Source organism: Acidovorax sp. JMULE5, from assembly GCF_013376875.1.
Classification (GTDB): Bacteria; Pseudomonadota; Gammaproteobacteria; order Burkholderiales; family Burkholderiaceae_C; genus Acidovorax; species Acidovorax facilis.
Genome location: NZ_CP035951.1, coordinates 1,986,124 through 2,003,621, shown reverse-complemented (window position 1 = coordinate 2,003,621; position 17,498 = coordinate 1,986,124). Strand labels below are relative to the sequence as shown.

Annotated in this window: 12 protein-coding genes and 1 pseudogene; 3 read left to right on the top strand and 10 right to left on the bottom strand. The window is 66.7% G+C overall.

What is annotated here, in order from left to right; genetic code table 11:
• The first annotated feature begins 11 nt into the window (after positions 1 to 11).
• Positions 12 to 1,013, top strand: coding sequence for a branched-chain amino acid ABC transporter permease (locus tag EXV95_RS08975; protein WP_055393257.1), 1,002 nt, complete (start codon positions 12 to 14; stop codon positions 1,011 to 1,013).
• A gap of 62 nt (positions 1,014 to 1,075) precedes the next feature.
• On the opposite strand, the gene EXV95_RS08970 is transcribed toward EXV95_RS08975, so the two are convergent.
• The 7 genes from EXV95_RS08970 to EXV95_RS25135 all read right to left on the bottom strand — a co-directional run bounded on the left by EXV95_RS08970 (position 1,076) and on the right by EXV95_RS25135 (position 12,020).
• Positions 1,076 to 2,197: a lipocalin-like domain-containing protein gene (locus tag EXV95_RS08970; protein WP_176886572.1), complete on the bottom strand. Its 1,122-nt coding sequence runs from the start codon at positions 2,195 to 2,197 to the stop codon at positions 1,076 to 1,078.
• 49 nt (positions 2,198 to 2,246) lie between these two features.
• Positions 2,247 to 3,320 carry a PLP-dependent cysteine synthase family protein gene (locus EXV95_RS08965; RefSeq protein WP_370460236.1) on the bottom strand — a complete coding sequence of 358 codons (1,074 nt, stop codon included), beginning with the start codon at positions 3,318 to 3,320 and terminating at the stop codon, positions 2,247 to 2,249.
• A gap of 31 nt (positions 3,321 to 3,351) precedes the next feature.
• Positions 3,352 to 4,422, bottom strand: a complete 1,071-nt coding sequence (locus EXV95_RS08960; RefSeq protein ID WP_176889003.1) for a glycosyltransferase — start codon at positions 4,420 to 4,422, stop codon at positions 3,352 to 3,354.
• A 208-nt stretch (positions 4,423 to 4,630) separates the two neighbouring features.
• On the bottom strand, positions 4,631 to 5,797 hold the full coding sequence (locus tag EXV95_RS25080) for a collagen-like protein (RefSeq protein ID WP_218135482.1): 1,167 nt from the start codon (positions 5,795 to 5,797) through the stop codon (positions 4,631 to 4,633).
• A 2,380-nt stretch (positions 5,798 to 8,177) separates the two neighbouring features.
• Complete coding sequence (locus tag EXV95_RS08940) at positions 8,178 to 8,732, bottom strand: IPTL-CTERM sorting domain-containing protein (RefSeq protein ID WP_255485008.1); 555 nt, start codon at positions 8,730 to 8,732, stop codon at positions 8,178 to 8,180.
• A gap of 373 nt (positions 8,733 to 9,105) precedes the next feature.
• Positions 9,106 to 11,694: an FtsX-like permease family protein gene (locus EXV95_RS08935; protein WP_370460235.1), complete on the bottom strand. Its 2,589-nt coding sequence runs from the start codon at positions 11,692 to 11,694 to the stop codon at positions 9,106 to 9,108.
• Entirely contained in the window at positions 11,694 to 12,020 is a 327-nt protein-coding gene (locus EXV95_RS25135; protein WP_370460234.1) for a hypothetical protein, read from the bottom strand. Before EXV95_RS25135 ends, EXV95_RS08935 begins: the two co-directional genes overlap by 1 nt.
• Before the next feature lie 85 nt (positions 12,021 to 12,105).
• On the opposite strand from EXV95_RS25135, the pseudogene EXV95_RS08930 reads away from it, so the two are divergent.
• Both EXV95_RS08930 and EXV95_RS08925 read left to right on the top strand, forming a co-directional pair.
• A pseudogene (locus EXV95_RS08930) lies at positions 12,106 to 12,534 on the top strand (Hsp20/alpha crystallin family protein).
• Positions 12,535 to 12,958: 424 nt separating this feature from the next.
• Entirely contained in the window at positions 12,959 to 14,551 is a 1,593-nt protein-coding gene (locus EXV95_RS08925; RefSeq protein ID WP_176886569.1) for a serine hydrolase, read from the top strand.
• Between the two features lie 14 nt (positions 14,552 to 14,565).
• Here EXV95_RS08925 and EXV95_RS08920 read toward each other — a convergent pair whose 3' ends face one another.
• Genes EXV95_RS08920 through EXV95_RS08910 form a run of 3 tightly spaced genes read right to left on the bottom strand, consistent with a single transcriptional unit; the run spans position 14,566 to position 17,484 of the window.
• Positions 14,566 to 15,222, bottom strand: coding sequence for an ABC transporter ATP-binding protein (locus tag EXV95_RS08920; protein ID WP_176886568.1), 657 nt, complete (start codon positions 15,220 to 15,222; stop codon positions 14,566 to 14,568).
• Complete coding sequence (gene miaA, locus EXV95_RS08915) at positions 15,219 to 16,250, bottom strand: tRNA (adenosine(37)-N6)-dimethylallyltransferase MiaA (RefSeq protein WP_176886567.1); 1,032 nt, start codon at positions 16,248 to 16,250, stop codon at positions 15,219 to 15,221. The genes EXV95_RS08920 and miaA overlap by 4 nt, the downstream gene beginning before the upstream one ends.
• Positions 16,243 to 17,484, bottom strand: a complete 1,242-nt coding sequence (locus EXV95_RS08910) for a multidrug effflux MFS transporter (protein ID WP_055393275.1) — start codon at positions 17,482 to 17,484, stop codon at positions 16,243 to 16,245. Before EXV95_RS08910 ends, miaA begins: the two co-directional genes overlap by 8 nt.
• Between the last annotated feature and the right edge of the window lie 14 nt (positions 17,485 to 17,498).

Below are 17,498 nucleotides of genomic sequence, written 5' to 3'. Positions count from 1 at the left end.
GGGCAGCCAGCATGAATCTCAAGAACACTGCCACCATCGGCTACGGCCTGCTACTGCTGGGCCTGATTGCCGCCCCCTTCCTTGGTGCCTATCCCATCTTTGTGATGAAGCTCATGTGCTTTGCACTGTTTGCTTCGGCGTTCAACCTGCTGCTGGGCTACACCGGCCTGCTGTCATTCGGGCATGCAGCATTTTTGGGCGGGGCGGCCTACGTGGCGGGGCATGCCATCAAGGTGTGGGGCCTCACGCCCGAGGTGGGCCTGCTGCTGGGCACGGCCGGGGGGGCTTTGCTGGGCCTGCTGTTTGGCTGGCTGGCCATCCGCCGCCAGGGCATTTATTTTTCAATGATCACGCTGGCGCTGGCCCAGATGCTGTTCTTTGTGTGCTTGCAAGCGCCCTTCACCGGGGGGGAAGACGGCTTGCAGGGCGTGCCGCGCGGCAAGCTCTTTGGCCTGATCGATCTGAAGGACGATCTGGTCATGTACTACGTGGCGCTGGTCATCGTGGTGGCTGCGTTCCTCGTTATCGTGCGCACCATCCACTCGCCGTTCGGCCAGGTGCTCAAGGGAATCAAAGAGAACGAGCCCCGCGCAATCTCTCTAGGTTACGACACGCACCGCTTCAAGCTGCTGGCCTTTGTGCTGTCGGCTGCGCTGGCGGGGCTGGCGGGCTCCCTCAAGACGCTTGTGCTCGGCTTTGCCACGCTGTCGGACGTGCACTGGACGGCCTCGGGCCAGGTCATCCTGATGACGCTGGTGGGCGGCCTGGGCACACTGTCGGGCCCGCTCATCGGCTCGGCCGTGGTGGTTCTGCTCGAAAACAAGATCGGTGAATTCGGCAACCTGCTGGCGGCGCTGACCAGTGTGGAGTGGTTCAAGACCCTGGGCGAATCCGTCACCATGGTCACGGGCCTGATCTTCGTGATCTGCGTGCTGGCCTTCCGCCGGGGCATCATGGGCGAGATCATTGCCTGGCTGGCACAGCGCCGCGCGGGCAACACGGCCAAGCACTAACCCCGTCATGGCCTGCAACGGCGGGCTGCTACCTGGATGCTGCTTAAAAGCCGCTGTCGCCCTCACAGGCGCAGCGGCTTTGCATATCCGGTCATCTCCAGATAGCCCCGGCCCACGGGCTGTCCGCTGCCGTCCAGCAGGTCGGACAGCCCTTCCCAGTAAATCGCGCCGCTGGACCCGCTGCTGTCCAGCTCCTGGTTGTCCAGCAGGGCGCGCACCTCAAACTCGCCCACGGGCGTCGCCACCCGCCACTGCACGGGGTAGCGCGCGCCACTGTGCGGGCTGGCCCAGGTGCGCAGCGGGGTGAAGACCACGGCCTGCGCACCAAACACCTGCACGGCCTGCCCGGGTGCCCGCCACGACCCTCCGGCCCACAGCGCCGACCCATCCGCGCGCCGCAGGCGGAAGGCCGTGAGCGCGCTGCCATCGGCCAGGTTCATGCCGATCCAATCCCAGCCCTGGGCCTCGGGGTGCATCAGCGCCTCGCTCCACTCGTGGTCCATCCACGCGCGGCCGGTGCCCGGCTCCACCGCCATGCGGCGGCCCGCCACCGTCAGGTGCCCGCTCACGGCCAGCTGCGGCTGGCTGTAGTAGTAGCTGGCCTGCGTCGCATCCGGCCCCTTGCGCGACAGGCCTTGCTGGCCTTGCAGCAGCACGGGCTGCGTGCTGTCAAACTGCAGCTCCAGCCCCAGCTCGCTGCCGGTGATGCGCGTGGTGTAGCGGCTGCGCGGCGCCTCACCGGGCGTGTTGTGGGGCACATCACCGCGCTCCAGCGTCCAGTCCTGCAGGCGGATGTGTGTGTCGGCCTGGCTGGCCTGCGCCACACCGAAGCCCGCGCGCGCAATGCGCTGGTCATGCTGCAGGCGCTGGCCTTTCACATCGGTGATGGCCGCATGCGCAAACAGCAGCTGCTTGGCAGCAAACGCCGACTGCAGGCCCTGTGTGGCGTCCACACGTGAGCGGAAAAACGTGAGCTGAAACCCCCACGGCTGGCCCTGCGCTTGCACATGGCCGGTGATGTACCACCACTCGGTGCGCAGCTCCGGGTGGCTGCCGTGGTCGCGCGGAAAGGCCAGCGGGCGCGCAGGCAGCGCCTGCGCCGCACCCGGCCAGAGCAGCGCGCCCAGCCCCGCTGCCTGCAGGCTGGCCCCCATCAGCCACTGGCGACGTGTGGAGCTGTGCATGGTGTGGGGATCAAGGTACGGGATGGAATTGCGGGATGGGGCAGGGCGCTCAGCCCATCAACGCATCCACCTTCTGCTGCGCGGCCGAGCAATCGCCAAAGCACTGATCCACCCACTGTGTATTGAAATACGTGGGTAGATACCGCTCACCCGCATCACACAGCAGCGACAGGATGGAGCCGCGCTCGCCCCGCTCGCGCATCTCGCTGGCCAGCGTCAGCATGGCCACAAAATTGGTACCGGTCGACGGCCCCACGCGTCGCCCCAGCAACTGCGACAGCGCACGCATCGCAGCGACCGATTCCACATCCGGCACATCCACCATGCGGTCCACCAACGTGCGGATAAAGCTCGGCTCCACACGCGGGCGGCCAATGCCTTCGATGCGTGATCCTGGCGCCGTCAGCGTGGCATCGCCCGTGCGGTGATACGCGCTGAACACCGAACCCGCCGGGTCGGCCACACACACCTGCGTGGCGTGGCGCTGGTAGCGCACATAGCGGCCAATGGTGGCGCTGGTGCCGCCCGTGCCTGCACCCACCACAATCCAGCGCGGGACAGGGTGCGGCTCGCGCGCCATCTGCGTGAACATGCTCTCGGCAATGTTGTTGTTGCCCCGCCAGTCGGTGGCGCGCTCGGCATAGGTGAACTGGTCCATGTAGTGGCCGCCAGTTTCGGCGGCAATGGTGCGGGCCGCGTCGTACACCGCGCCTGCGCTGTCCACAAAGTGGCAACGCCCGCCATGGAACTCGATTTGCGCAATTTTTTCGGGCGACGTGGTGCGCGGCATCACCGCCACGAACGGCAGCCCCAGCAGCCGCGCGAAGTAGGCCTCGCTCACTGCGGTAGATCCGCTGGACGATTCGACGATGGTCGAGCCCTCATGCACCCAGCCATTGCACAGCGCATACAAAAACAGCGACCGTGCCAGCCTGTGCTTGAGGCTGCCTGTGGGGTGCGTGGATTCGTCCTTGAGGTACAGGTCAATGCCATGTACGGCAAAGGCAGGCAGGCGCAGTGGGATCAGGTGCGTATCGGCACTGCGCTGGTAGTCGGCTTCGATGCGGGCGATGGCTTCGTGGAGCCAGGGGGAAGCGGAGGGCTGTTTCTGCATGGACTGCATTGTCGCAGCCCCCGTCGGGTCACCAGGGTGGTCAAAGCCCGTAGAACGCCTGGTTGGCCTCTATGCGCTGGGCTTGTGCCTCGGGGTAGCGGCGTTCGGCCAGCAGCCGCTGCAGCGCGGCACGGCCCAGGTCGCGGTGGGGGGTGTAGAAGGCACTTACGGCCAGCTCATCCAGTGCACGCCAGGCGTACACCTGCGTGTCCACAAAAAGAATGTCTGCGGGTTGCGCAATCTGCGACGCCTGCAGCGCAAACACCGTGGCGAGCGCATGTTCGCTACGTTCGCGGTGGTAGCGGGCCAGTTCGCACAGCGGTTCAGCCCGCTGGGGGCGGGCTGCGTAGGCGGCCAGATAGGCATCGCGCACGGTGGCGGCGGGGGCCTGGTTGCGCTCGTGCAGCACGGCGATCTGGAACAGGGCGTACCAGCGCTCTTCTTCCCAGCCCCCCATATCCACCCGGCGCTGGTACCACAACAAGCTGGGCTCGATCTTCCCGGCATCACGGCAGCTCTGGGCCAGGTAGAACACGTTGCGCGTGTTGGTGGGGTCGTCCCGCACGGCCTGCTCCAGCAAGGCCATATCGCGCAGGTAGGTCTCCGGGTCGCGTGCACGGGCGCCATCATGGGAGACGTGGATGACAGGCCCCTGCAGCGTTTGCCAGGGGCCATGCTGCTTGGCGGTCAGGTATTCGTGCAGCACGCCCTCCCAGTGCCAGCCGATGCGTGTGGCAATCAGGCTGTTGCGCTGGTATTCCCAGCCGTCCATGTGGCAGGTCAAGGTGTAGCCGTCGGCCGAGAGCGCGGGCCAGGCGAATTCGGGCGGTACACGCAGTTGCTCGTCGGCATCAATGAAGAGCAGATAGCCGCCATAGGGGCGCGCCAACTCCAGCGCTTCGTTGCGGTTGTGCGCAAAGTTTTTCCAGGGGCGCTCGAACAGCGTGCCGGGAACGCCTTGCATGAAATCGCGGACGATGTCCTGCGTGCCATCGGTGGAGCCCGTGTCCACGATAATCCAGTGATCTATCAACGGCTTGACGGACGCGAGGCACCGGGTGATCACCGGTGCTTCGTTCTTGATGATCATGTTGAGCACGACGGGGGGCATGTGTCGCATAGGTCTTCAGCGTGGGCTTTAGAGGGCGGGGAATCCGTACCCCGGCAGATTGCGCGCAGGCTGGTGTTGGCAGTCTGCGCGGTCCCTGCCAGTTGTCCTCTGGCGGGGGCGGTGTCTCCATCCTATCTGCAAGCAAGCAACCAGAAAGCCAAGGATCGCATTGATTGGGGCCGGCATATGCCGGGGCCGACCTCTTGAATCACTCGCAGTGCACGGCGCTGATGGCGGTTCCTTCGATCGCGTTTCCGCTAGAGGTAAAGCCGCCAACGTTGGTTGTGCTCATATGCAGCGCAATGTCGTCAGTGGGCAAGAGGGCCACCGCCGTGGTGCTGGTGCAGGTGGCAGCAGGTGTAGCGCCCACCGTGCAACTCAGACCCGTCGAGGCACCGTTCTTATAGAGCGTCACCGTCAGGGGAATCGTTGGCACTGCCGTGTAGTTTCTCACGTGCATCTTTGTGGTGGTGCAGGTCGCAAAGGCTGGGGACGAGGCATTGGCGAACACCGTTGGGTCGATGGTGCAGGCCGACCCTGCAGTGAACGCGCATCGCGAATAGTCAAAGTTGCCGCCAGACATGCCTCCGATACCAAAAGGCACAAAAGCGGCCGAGTCGGTCGTCGCTGGCATGATCGCCGCGGTGCCGAACAGGATGCCGCCGCCTCCCCCGCCCGCGGCCCCAGTGGCGCCGGTTGCCCCTGTTGCCCCTGTGGGGCCTGCAATCCCTTGAGTCCCTTGGATACCCTGTGGCCCGGGCACGGTGCTGTCGGCACCAGTCGGCCCGACAGGTCCTTGAACTCCCGGCACACCCTGGATTCCTTGAGGGCCGGGCACCGTGCTGTCTGCGCCAGTGGCGCCTGTTGCTCCGGTGGCCCCGGTAGAGCCAGTCGCCCCCGTAGCTCCGGTCGCACCTGTTGCGCCAGTGGCACCTGTGCCAGAGGCGCCAGTCGCTCCGGTGGCACCTGCGGGGCCTGTAGCGCCCATCGCGCCCGTCGCTCCTGCCGCGCCGGTGACCCCTGTGGGGCCGGCAACGCCTGTGGGTCCGGTAGCCCCGGTAGGGCCTGTCGCCCCGGTGGCGCCAGAACCGATACCCCCTGCACAAGGCCCCAGACGGCCTGTGGGGCCATCAAAGCACGTGAGGTTGGTGTTGGCGGTGGCGCTGCTCAGGCCGGGGGCGCGCACCTCACCGCTGTCTTGCACACGAAACCGTTCCTGGCCGCCGGGGCTCTTGACCACAAACCCGCCACCGCTGGGGACCGTGAAGGACAAGTCCGCCGCCAGGGCCAGCGGCGTGTGCAGTGCGCAGGCGGCTCCCAGCGCAGCGAACAGATAGTGCGGTTGGTACGTGGGCTTTGTGGATCTGGGCTTCATGGTGTGCAGTGCTGGCTGAGGGGGTTACTTCAGAAAGGGACTGTGTTGGGGCGAGTACTCGTCAGTCTTCATCCATCGGTGTAAGTGGCTGCCACGAGTGCACCACGCACTGTTACTGGCACGAAAATTCAACGGAAAGCCCACCGCTGGTGGTTCCGAGCTGAGCACCGCCAGCATCCAATGTGACTGCGAAAGAATCGCCTGCACTAAACGCTTGGTTTGCCGCGATAGTGCAAGGTGCGCCGGCACAGGAGCTGACAGCACTGGGGGCCACAAAGCCGTTGCCCTTGAGCAAGGTTGCCGTTAGCGCAGGGAAAGAGTTTGCGGTCCGTACGTTGACGCTGCCGATGGTGCAGCTTGAGGGCATTGCAAAAAAACTGGCACCTGCGGTGACAGTGGCGCCATTCATGTAGCCCGACGTGGTGGTTGCAGTGGACACCACGATGCTCTGCCAGCGATACCCTCCAGCTCCTGCCGCCCCTGTTGCTCCGGTTGCCCCCGTTGGCCCTGTGGGGCCTGCAATCCCTTGAGTACCTTGGATGCCCTGTGGCCCTGGCACAGTGCTGTCTGCCCCAGTTGGCCCGACAGGTCCTTGAACTCCCTGAACGCCCTGAATACCTTGGGGGCCGGGCACCGTGCTGTCTGCGCCAGTGGCGCCTGTTGCCCCGGTGGCCCCGGTAGGGCCAGTCGCTCCAGTGGCTCCGGTCGCACCTGTTGCGCCAGTGGCACCTGTGCCAGAGGCGCCAGTCGCTCCGGTGGCACCTGCGGGGCCTGTAGCGCCCATCGCGCCCGTCGCTCCTGCCGCGCCGGTGACCCCTGTGGGGCCGGCAACGCCTGTGGGTCCGGTAGCCCCGGTAGGGCCTGTCGCACCGGTGGCGCCAGAGCCAATACCAGCTGCACAAGGCCCCAGGCGCCCGGCGCCATCAAAGCAGGTGAGGTTGTTGGCGGTGGGGGCCCCGTTCAGGCCGGGGACGGTGACCTCGCCAGTGCCCTGCACACGAAACCGTTCCTGGGCACCGCCCGGGCTCTTGATCACAAAACCGCCGCCGCTGGGCGGGGTGAAGCTGAGATCGGCAGCCAGGGCCAGGGGGGCGTGCAGTGCGTAGGCGGCTCCCATTACAGCGAACAGGTAGCGTGGTTGGTATGTGGGCTTCATGGTGGTGTGCTGTGTTCGTGGAGGATGTGGCTTCTGGATGAAACTCTGGGAGGTGTACCGAGACAATGCCTAGTCAGGCATCACCCCGTGATGCAAGCCGCTGCTTGTCGGTAGTCGCGAAGGCGAACCGAGCCGTGATGAAGCCGCCTGCCCCACACTGGCTGGTTTCAGGGGTTCATCACAAAAACATTGCATCCCCTGCGTTGGACGGGGCATGTGCGTTGTTGCATCCATGCCCCATGTGCGTTACGCGATGGGGAAGGTCCTCAACTACTGGCAGATGGCGTAGGCCATGGCTGCAGCCGGGTTGGCAAAAATACTCATCTCACAGGTCCACTGGTCGGTTGCAGCTGGATAGCTCCCACCTAAATAATGGTCTCCGGGGTTTAACGTAATTCGGCATCCCCCACTGACCACTGTTTTTCCTGCCGTGCAAGTCGCAGTCAGAGAGACTGCGCCAGTATTCGCGGGCCATGAATCACTGTTGGTTACCGTCGTTAGCGTCAGTGGTCCAGCAACCCCTGTGGCGCCCGTAGCGCCGGTTGGCCCTGTGGCGCCAGTTGCACCAATGTTCCCCTGTGGCCCGGGCACGGTGCTGTCTGCACCGGTAGGGCCGACAGGCCCTTGAATGCCCTGGATACCTTGGGGCCCCGTAGGCCCTTGCACGGTGCTGTCGGCACCGGTGGCACCCGTTGCTCCGGTAGGCCCTGTGGCGCCCGTTGCACCGGTAGCGCCAGTGGCACCGGTCGCACCTGTTGCGCCCGTGGCACCGGTGCCAGAAGCGCCAGTAGCCCCTGTGGCACCTGTTGGGCCTGTGACGCCGGTTGCGCCTGTAGCTCCTGCGGCGCCCGTGACCCCTGTGGGGCCGGATGCACCCGTTGCGCCGGTAGCCCCGGTGGGGCCTGTGGCACCCGTGGCGCCAGAGCCAATACCAGCTGCACAAGGCCCCAGGCGCCCTGCGCCATCAAAGCAGGTGAGGTTGTTGGCGGTGGGGGCCCCGTTCAAGCCGGGGACGGTGACCTCGCCAGTGCCCTGCACACGAAACCGTTCCTGGGCACCGCCCGGGCTCTTGATCACAAAACCGCCGCCGCTGGGCGGGGTGAAGCTGAGATCGGCAGCCAGGGCCAGGGGGGTGTGCAGCGCATAGACAGCGCTCAGGGCGCAGATCAGACGCAGGGGATGAAAAGATGACTTCATGGATGAAAACTCCTGGTTCCGGCAGTTTCAGAAGCGTCGATTGCCCGTTGCGCCTGGGGCACGGCGTTGGTGCCACAAGGCTGCCAAGCCCATCAACAATGCCATCAGCATGAGGCCGTATTCGCTCAAAGTGGGAATGTTGGTGGCTGCTGCCGCGCCGCCGATTTGCACGCCGCCATTGACAGTGGCGTTGTTGCGGGTCACCGTTGCGCCGGGGCCCAGGTTGATGACGGCAGTGCCGCCACCCGAGGAGACCAGCTGGATGTTTTGACCGGGCGCTCCTTGCAGAGTCAGGGTGCCCAGCACGGTGATGTTGGCGCCTGCGGGGATGACAAAGGTGCGGCCCGTGGTGCTGGACAAGGTCAGGTTCTGGAACACGAAATTGCCACTGATCTGGCTGGTGTTGCCGATGCAGCCGTCGCGCAGCACCACCGTGTTGTTGCCGGTATCGATGGGGCCTGTGGCGGTGAGATTGCCACCCACCGAGATGATCCCGTTGCTACCGGAGACGATGGCACTGGAGCCGAAGGTAACGTCGCTGTCTACACTCAGCGTGCCGCCGATGTTGAGCGTTCCTTGCATATCCACGGTGCTACAGCTCAAATCAACGATGGAGCCACTTGGAGCGTCCAGCGAGGATCCGGGTGGAATGACAATTTGCGCTGCCGCAGGGGCGCACAAGCAAAAGGCCATGGCACAACCGGCCAAAAGGCGTGAAATCTTTCGTTGCATTGGATTTTCCCTCGTTGATCAGGCAAACGCTGCACCACAGTGAAGCGCGTTTCGGGCGGGTGCCCACGGCCTGTGTGCTGGTTACAGCGCGATGATTTTTGTAGCGTGTCCACTATCTTCGTGAAAGAGTTTGCAATTTGCAAACAAAATTTGGTCGGTGTGACGTGTCTGCACCAATTTGTTGCATTGCCTGCTGGGCCGTTGCGGGGCTGTGTTCCGCTGGCTACCAGTCTTCCTTCACAGCCATCACCGCATCCCGCCCCGCCGCAGCCCGCCCCGCCAGCCACGCCGTGACGGTGCCCGATGCGACCACGGCCACGCACAAGCCCAGCAGCCGCCCGGCAGGCAGGCTGAGGTCCATGGTCCAGTGAAAGCTCTGCGGGTTGACCACGTGCACCAGTACCACCGAAACGCCAAGGCCCAGCAGCAAGCCTGCGGCCGCGCCTACGCCCGTCCAGGCGGCGCCTTCGCCGGCCACCACAGCCAGGATCTGGCGCCGCGTGAGGCCCAGGTGGGCGAGCAGGCCGAACTCCTTGCGGCGCGCGAGGATTTGGGCGCTGAAGCTGGCGGCCACACCAAACAGGCCGATGCCGATGGCCACGGCCTGTAGCCAGTAGGTGACGGCAAAGCTGCGGTCGAAGATGCGCAGCGACCGTTCACGGATAGCGCCTGCGGAGACGAACTCCACCAGGGCCCCGTCCACCGCGCTGGCGCTCTTCCGGGCCTTGGGCACACGGCCCGCCTGCGCGGCTGCCACTGCGCGGATCGAGTCCTGCAACTCTGCGATGTCTGCTCCCTCGGCGGGCCACAGCGCCAGGTCGCTGGTGCGGGCATCGCCGGTCAGGCGCAGCCATACGGTGCGGTCCATGGCCACGGCGCCCGACTGCCGGGCGTAGTCGCGCCATACGCCTGCTATATAAAAGATAGCTGGTTGCGCTTGTCTATCAAGCGCCAGGGGGCTAAAAGCATCAGAAAGTGCAGGCCACTCCATACCAGGGCGTAGCCCATACAGGTCCACCACCGCCTCGCTGATGTAGACGCCGGTGCGCCCCGCGGGCACGCGCAGGGCCTCGCCCACCAGTGGCAGACTTTGCGCCGGATCGTTACCCAGTGGGCGGCTCATGACCGTGAGCGCGGGGCGCGTGGCATCCAGCTGCAGCGGGCTCGCGCGCAGGGCTTGCACACGCGCCAGTCCAGGTAATTGCGCGACGGATTCGGCGAAGCCCGCAGGCAGCAGTGCAGCCTCGCTGCCCGGCACACCCAGGGCCGAGCGCACATACAGGGGCGATGGCAGCACTGCGTCCAGCCACTGCGTGACCGAGCCGCGAAAGCTCGACACCATCACCGTCAGCGCGACGGCCAGGCTCAGGCTGGCCACCACGCCGCCCACTGCGATAGCGGCCGTGCCACGCATGCGCCGCGCGCGCTCCAGCGCCAGCAGCGCCAGGGCGTGGCGTGCGGCCAGCGGCTGCAGGTGGTGCAACAGCCAGGCCATGGCCCAGGGCAGTACAACAATGCCACCCACCAGCAACAGGCCGATGGCCAGGTACGCGGCAAGTGGTATGCCAAAAATGGGCGGAGCGCTCGTCAGTACAGCGCCAATAGCTATCAAAATAATACCTATCCAGCCTTTGCCCGCCTGGCTTGACACGGTGCCCAGGCCTTTCAAGGTTTGCGCGGGCGGCAGTGTCTGCGCGGCGCGCGCGGGCCACCAGCCACCCACCAGTGCTGCCAGCACACCCAGCGCGGCATAGGCCAGGGCTGCTGGCGCGCTCCACTGCAGAACAGGCTGCACCCCTGCAAAGTAGCCACCGCCCAGGTCGCCCCCCAGCAAGCGCAGCGCGGCAGCGGCCAGGGCCGTGCCCAGGGCGATGCCGGCGGCGCTGCCCACCAGGCCCAGCACGGCGGATTCGGCCAGCACCAGCGCCAGGCGCTGGCGCGGCGTGGCGCCCAGCACGGCCAGCAGCGCAAACTGCGGCGCACGCTGCGCCACGCTGAGCGCCAGTACCGAAAACACCAAAAATGCGCCCGTGAACAAGGCCACCAGCGCCAGCACCGTGAGGTTCACTCGGTAGGCGCGCGACAGATTGCTGATGCGCTGCGCCGCGTCGCCCGGTTGCGCAAACACCACCTGCGTGGGCCAGCCGGGCAGCGCGCGCACGGCTTGCTCCCACGCGCTGCGGTCGGTGCCGGGCTGCAGCTGCAGGTCGATGCGGCTGAGCTGGCCCGCGCGGCCAAACAGGTCCTGCGCGGCGCCGATATCCATCACCGCCAGGGGGGCGCCCCCGGCGGCCACCGTGCCCGCCACCTGCACCGGCCATTGCTGCAGCCCGGCCTGCAGCAGCAACTGCGGCGCCGGTTCTGTTGAAGGGGAAAGTGTGGGGGCCGTGGTGGGCAGACCCAGTGCCTGCAACGCCGCCGCATTGAGGAACACGGTGGCCGGTGCAAAAAGGGCCAGCCGGTCGGCCCCCGTCCAGAGCCGCGGCATGAGGGCGGGCGCCATGGTGGGCAGCAGCAGGGCGTCCACGCCCAGCACGCGCAGCGGGGTGCTGGCGGGGGAGGGCGCGCTTGCAGCAGCACCCGGCAGCGGCCGAAGGGCTCGCGCCACGGCCGACAGCTCCAGCAGCGGGCTGGCGCGCGCCACCTGGGGGTGCGTGGCAAGCTGCCCATACAACGCCTCGGGCAGATCGCCTTGCATGGCGCGCAATTCCAGGTCGGGCTGACCGTTGACGGCGCGCACCGCCTGCGAAAACTCGTCCAGCGCCGACGCATTGATCACATGCACCGCAAACGCCAGCGCCACGCCCAGCATCACCGCCGCCACCGCCGCAGCGCTGCGCCAGGGTGGTGGCGCAGGTCCTGCCAGGAGAAGGTGCGGAGCAATGCAAGCATGGCCTGCATTGTGGCCGCAGGGGCTGGTCCCAGCAGCGTTTGATGCAGGTCAACCTTGCGTTTTGCATCCTCTTGAAGTGCCGAAAGGCTGCGCCTATCTTGGAGCCAGAAGGTGTGAATGAGCCCCGCGTGCCCGAGCAGGCTGCCAAAACGTTTCCGATCTAGGCGCAAAGCGCCGCCATAGCTCGGGCTATGGCGAGCATTTGCAACAACGAGCGGGAGCGTTTTGGCGGGATGAGCGGGCATGTGGGGTTCGTTCACACCTTCTCAGGGGCCCGCCCTCCTGCGCAGGCCCAGTTGTTTGTCTCAACCCCTTTTCAGGAGCAAAACCATGAACTCTCTTGTGACACGCGGCAGTCTGTTTGACGACTTCTTCAAGGACATTGCACCGGGCTTTTACGTGCGCCCGCTGCACGGCGACAACCTGCCCAGCCCCGGCCAGATCAAGGTGGACGTGAAGGAAACCGAGGACGGCTACACCGTGTTGGCCGAAGTGCCCGGCGTGGCCAAGGAAGACATCCATGTCTCGCTCGAAGGCAATGTGGTCAGCCTGCGCGCCGAGGTGCGCTAGCACGATGAAAAGCGCGAAGGCGAGAAGGTGCTGCGCTCGGAGCGCTACTACGGCGCGGTGGCCCGCAGCTTCCAGTTGCCTGCCGACGTGGACGCTGCACAAGCCAAGGCCAAATACGACAACGGTGTGCTGACGCTGAACCTGCCCAAGAAGGTGAACAAGGCGGCGCAGCGGTTGAACATCGAGTAACTCCATCGGACTTGCGCGAAAAAATGCAATCCACCGCCCCTCCCAGGGCGAGTGGGTTGGTTGATTCCGTGGCCGCAAGACGAACCTCAAACGGCGGTTGGGTCGCCCGCCAACGGCCTGCCGCCTGCCCATCCATGGGGCTGCGTGGCCGGGATCTCTGTTGCCCATGGAGCGGCGGATGGCCGTCCGGAGCGCCACCGGATGGCGCTCCCCAGTAGATTTTGAACAAATTCTTAAGCCTGCCCACAGCCAGTGCATGCGACCATGCCGGCCATGGCACCCGTACCGTGGTGCCTTTCAGGAAGGCGATCAAATGGTTTGCAGTGATGGAATCCTTGCCCCGGTACGCCGCCTTGCGTGGCAAGCCCTTGCTGCCGGGGCGCTGTGGATAGCGTTTGCCGGGCACGCTGCAACCACACCCGCTGTGCCTGCCCCTCCACCCCGTTTCGACTGGTCGGGCCCCGCGGACGCCATGGCGGCTGCAGCGCTGGGCCCATTGCGCGGCGCGGCTGAGGTGGGCGTGTGGCACGGGGGGCGTGCCCTTTTCGGCACAGCCCGCAACCGCGTGGCGGAGGCACCCGCGCAGGCCCTGTTTGAAGTGGGCTCGATCAGCAAGGTGTTTACCGGCCTGCTGCTGGCGCAGGCCGTAGAGCGCGGCGATCTGGCGCTGGACGACACGCTGGGCCGGCTGCTCAATGGCTCATCCGCGCTGGCTCCCGCCTTGCCCGCCCCGGTGGCCGCCATCACCTTGCGCCAACTCGTGACCCACACCTCCTGCCTGCCGCGCATGCCGGCGGACTTCCGCCACAATTCCGATCCCGCCAATCCTTATCTGCGCTACGACCGCCCCCGCCTGTGGCAAGCCCTGGCCGATGCGCGGCTGGCCCAGTCGCCGCCGTGCGCTGGCGCATACAGCAACCTCGGTTTTGCGGTGCTGGGCGAGCTGCTGGCCCAGCGCTACGGCAAACCCTGGGCGGTGCTGGTGCACGAGCGCATCACCGGCCCGCTGGGCATGCAGGACACGGTGCAGTCGCTGGGCGACAAGGCCCCCCGCCTTGCTGCACCGCACGAGGGTGAGACGCCGGTGTCGGTGTGGGAGTTTGATGCCTTTGCCGGTGCGGGCGCCTTGCGCTCGACCACGGCCGACATGCTGGTGCTCAGCCGCGCGCTGCTGGCGGGCGCGCAAGGGCCCTTGGGCCCAGCGGCCGAGCGCCTGTTCACACCGCTTGCGGACCACGACGGTGGCCAGATCGGCTACGCCATCATGCTGCGCGAGCGCGATGGGGTGCGCACCTGGCTGCATGGCGGCGGTACCGGGGGTTTTCGCAGCGTGTGGTTGCTGGCGCCCGACAGGGGTGAGGCGGTGATTGCCTTGGTGGGCAACGCGCGTGCCGCGCAGCAGGATGTGATGACGCCACTGTTGAAGCAGCGTTACCCCGTGCCGCCCGGTCAGCCCGCCACCGATGCGACCGTGCTTACCCCGCACGAAGGGGTGTACCGCGTATCTCCTGCCGTCGCCCTGAGCCTTGCCATGGTGGATGGGCAACTGCAAGCCCGCCCCACGGGTGGGGTGTTTGAGCCGCTGCAGGTGCTGGGGCCGGATGCGTTCACGCAGCCAGCCACCGGCCGCCAGTTCCGCTTGGAGCGCAATACGGAAGGCCGACCCACAGTGCTTCACTACACGCGCTTTGGAGCACGCCTGACGGCAACCCGGTCCGAAGAGCCGGTGCTTGGACTGGTACCACCCCAGGCCCAGGGCGTGCTGGCCCCTTACCTGGGCCGCTACCGGCTGCGCGGCGGCAATGTGCTGGATGTGCAGGCTGAAGACGGTCGCCTGCAGGTGCGCCTGGGCTCGCAGCCGCGCTTCACGGTCTATCCGCTGTCAGGGCAGCCAGACCGGTTTGCGTATGACGCGGTACGGGCCGAGCTGGAGTTTGAGCGCTATCCCAGCGGCGAGGTGCGTGCCGTGGTATGGCACCAGGACGGGCACTTCAGGGCGCCACGACTGGAGCCTTGATCGGACCGGGCGGCCTATTCGCCCGCGCTGATGCCGTCGCTGCGCAGCCGCAGCACCCGGTCGGCCCGGGCTGCCGCCGCGTCGGAGTGCGTGACCAGCACCAGCGACGCCCCATGCCCGCGTGTCTGCGCCAGCAGCAGGTCCATCACGCGGGCGGCGGTGGTGGGGTCGAGGTTGCCGGTGGGTTCGTCGGCCAGCAGCAGGGCGGGGCGGTGCACGAGAGCACGGGCAATCGCCACGCGCTGCAGCTGCCCCCCGCTGAGCTGCTGCGGCAGCCGCGCGCCCAGGTCGGCCATGTCTACGGCGTCCAGCATCTGCTGTACGCGCGTCGGGTCTTTCTGGCCCAGCAGCATCAGCGGCAGGGCCACGTTCTGCGCTACGTCCAGGTGCGGCAGCACATGAAAGGCCTGGAAAACAAAACCCACATGGGCGCGGCGCCACAGGGCGCGCTCTGTGTCGCTTAGCTGGCCCAGGTCGGTGGCGCCGTGCGTGATGCGGCCGGTGTCCCAGGTGTCGAGCCCGGCCAGGCAGTTGAGCAGGGTGGACTTGCCCACGCCCGAATCGCCCACGATGGCCACGAACTCGCCCGGCTCGACAGTGAAGTTCACGTGCGAGAACACCGGCGTTTCACCGTAGTGTTTGCCCAGTTGTTCAGCGCGCAGCAGTGTCATGGGGTGGCGGGTTCTTGTCCGCCCGGCTGCTGCTGCAGCCGCTGCAGCACGGCCTGCACGAGCTGGGCGACGGCGTGGGGTTGGTCGCAGGCGATGGTGTGGCGCTCGTGCATGCTGCGCAGCCAGGTGATCTGGCGCTTGGCCAGCTGGCGTGTGGCCGCAATGCCGCGCTCGCGCAAAAAGGCGAGGTTCAGCGGCGCGTCGGGGCCCTTGGCCGCCTGGAAGTCCAGCTCTTCCCACGCCTGGCGGTAGCCCACGCAGCGCATGGAGGGCAGGTCCGGGTGCAGGTCGCCGCGCGCGCGCAGGGCCCGCACTTCGTCGATGAAGCCGCTGGCCAGCATGGCGTCAAAACGCTGGGCAATGCGGCCGTGCAGCCAGGCGCGGTCGTCAGGTTCTAAGGAAAATAAGGCACTAGCGCTTATCCCGCAAGCGCTACCAGCTATCTTTTTAGTAGTGTGAAAGCTCGACAAGGGTTGGCCGGACACTTGCCACACCTCCAGCGCTCGCTGAATGCGCTGGCTGTCGGCCGGGGCCAGGCGTGCGGCTGTCACGGGGTCTACGCGGGCCAGCTCGGCATGCAGTGCGGGCCAGCCCTGCTCGGCGGCCTGGGCTTCGATCTGTGCGCGCACGGCAGGGTCTGCGGCGGGCATGTCGTCAATGCCGTCAAACAGCGCCTTGAAGTACAGCATGGTGCCGCCCACCAGCAGCGGCAGGGCGCCGCGCGCACGGATCTCGGCGATGAGCCGCGTGGCGTCCTGCACGAACTCGGCCGCGCTGTAGGCCTGCAGCGGGTCGCGGATGTCGATAAGGTGGTGCGGGACAGCGGCAAGCTCGTCGGGCGTGGGCTTGGCGGTGCCGATGTCCATGCCCCGGTATACGAGGGCCGAGTCCACGCTGATGATCTCCACCGGCGTGCCCTGCTTGCCCAGCACAGCGGCCAGCGCGAGGGCTCCCGCCGTCTTGCCCGAGGCTGTGGGGCCTGCCAGAGCGATGGCAGGCAGAGCGGTGTGCAGCAGGGGCTCAGGCATGCTCACGCGGCGCTCCAAATTTTTGCACCAGCGTCCACGAGATCAGGGCCAGCACCACCGACCAGAACCAGATGCCGTTGACCAGCGGCCACACCGTGCCGTCCAGCCGCATCCCCAGCCAGCCGCCAATCCCGAACGCGGCCAGCATCATCATGAAACCATTGAGCGCGGACGCCACGCCAGCCGCCTTGGGGAACGGCCCCACCGCACCGCTTTGGCCGCAGGGCTGGTGGATGCCGTGGCCCAGCATGAACAGGTAAAAGGGCAGCAGCAGCGCCCACGGCTGGTGCCAGCCCATGAAGGCCACGGCCGCCATCAGCGTACCGCCGCTCACGCTCAGCGCGCCAGCAATGGCCACCGTGCGCAGCAGGCCCTGGCGTACCAGCAGGCGCCGGCACAAGAAAGTGCCCGCCAGATACGCCACGCAGGCCGACGCCATCGTCCACCCGAACTGCGTGCGCGTGAGGCCCAGGACGTCGATGAAGACGAACGACGACGCGGCCAGAAAGGTGAACAGCCCGCCATAGGTGGCTGTGGTCTGCAGTGAGAACGCCCAGAAAGTGGGGCTGCGCAAAACCTGCATCCAGGTGCCAACCAGTGCACGGGGCTGCAGGGCTTTCGGGTTGCGGTGTGCCAGGGTCTCGGGCAAGCGCAGCGCCACCAGTGCCAGCGTGGCCACGGCATACACCGTGAGCGCCATCAGCGCCGCCCGCCAGCCCAGCCACTCGCTCAGCACCCCACCCAGTGGTGCGCAGATGCAGGCCACAATCCCGAGCCCGGTGAGTGCCTTGGACATGGCGCGCGCGCCATCGAGCGGGGTGTACAGGTCGCGCACGATGGCCCGGGCACACATCACCACCGCGCCCATGGCGGCACCCTGGGCAATGCGCCACACGATGAGCAGTGTCATAGTGGGCGCAAAGGCGCTACCCAGCGAGGCCACGGTGTAGATGCCCAGCCCCGCCAGAAGGATGGGGCGGCGGCCAAAGCGGTCTGACAACGGCCCCCACACCATTTGCGAGCAGCCAAACGCCAGCAGCAGCCCGCTGAGCGTGAGCTGTGCCGCTGCCATCTGCGCGCCCAGGCTGCGCGTGAGGGCGGGCAATGCGGGCAGGTACAGGTCGGTGGTGACGGGCTGAATGGAGAGCAGCATGGCCAGCACCAGGATGGCCATGCCTGGGTTGATGGAGGCAGGGGGAGCAGCGCCAGCAGCTGCGGTAGAGGGAGCGGACATAACCGCTGGAGCGT

Excerpts from the sequence above, each read along its gene's own strand:
- EXV95_RS08910 (WP_055393275.1), bottom strand. The coding sequence starts at position 17,484 with ATGTCCGCTCCCTCTACCGCAGCTGCTGGCGCTGCTCCCCCTGCCTCC.
- EXV95_RS08970 (WP_176886572.1), bottom strand. The coding sequence starts at position 2,197 with ATGCACAGCTCCACACGTCGCCAGTGGCTGATGGGGGCCAGCCTGCAG.
- EXV95_RS08975 (WP_055393257.1), top strand. The coding sequence starts at position 12 with ATGAATCTCAAGAACACTGCCACCATCGGCTACGGCCTGCTACTGCTG.
- miaA (WP_176886567.1), bottom strand. The coding sequence starts at position 16,250 with ATGCCTGAGCCCCTGCTGCACACCGCTCTGCCTGCCATCGCTCTGGCA.
- EXV95_RS25135 (WP_370460234.1), bottom strand. The coding sequence starts at position 12,020 with ATGCCCGCTCATCCCGCCAAAACGCTCCCGCTCGTTGTTGCAAATGCT.
- EXV95_RS25080 (WP_218135482.1), bottom strand. The coding sequence starts at position 5,797 with ATGAAGCCCAGATCCACAAAGCCCACGTACCAACCGCACTATCTGTTC.
- EXV95_RS08920 (WP_176886568.1), bottom strand. The coding sequence starts at position 15,222 with ATGACACTGCTGCGCGCTGAACAACTGGGCAAACACTACGGTGAAACG.
- EXV95_RS08960 (WP_176889003.1), bottom strand. The coding sequence starts at position 4,422 with ATGCCCCCCGTCGTGCTCAACATGATCATCAAGAACGAAGCACCGGTG.
- EXV95_RS08940 (WP_255485008.1), bottom strand. The coding sequence starts at position 8,732 with ATGCAAGGAACGCTCAACATCGGCGGCACGCTGAGTGTAGACAGCGAC.
- EXV95_RS08965 (WP_370460236.1), bottom strand. The coding sequence starts at position 3,320 with ATGCAGTCCATGCAGAAACAGCCCTCCGCTTCCCCCTGGCTCCACGAA.
- EXV95_RS08935 (WP_370460235.1), bottom strand. The coding sequence starts at position 11,694 with ATGCTGGGCGTGGCGCTGGCGTTTGCGGTGCATGTGATCAATGCGTCG.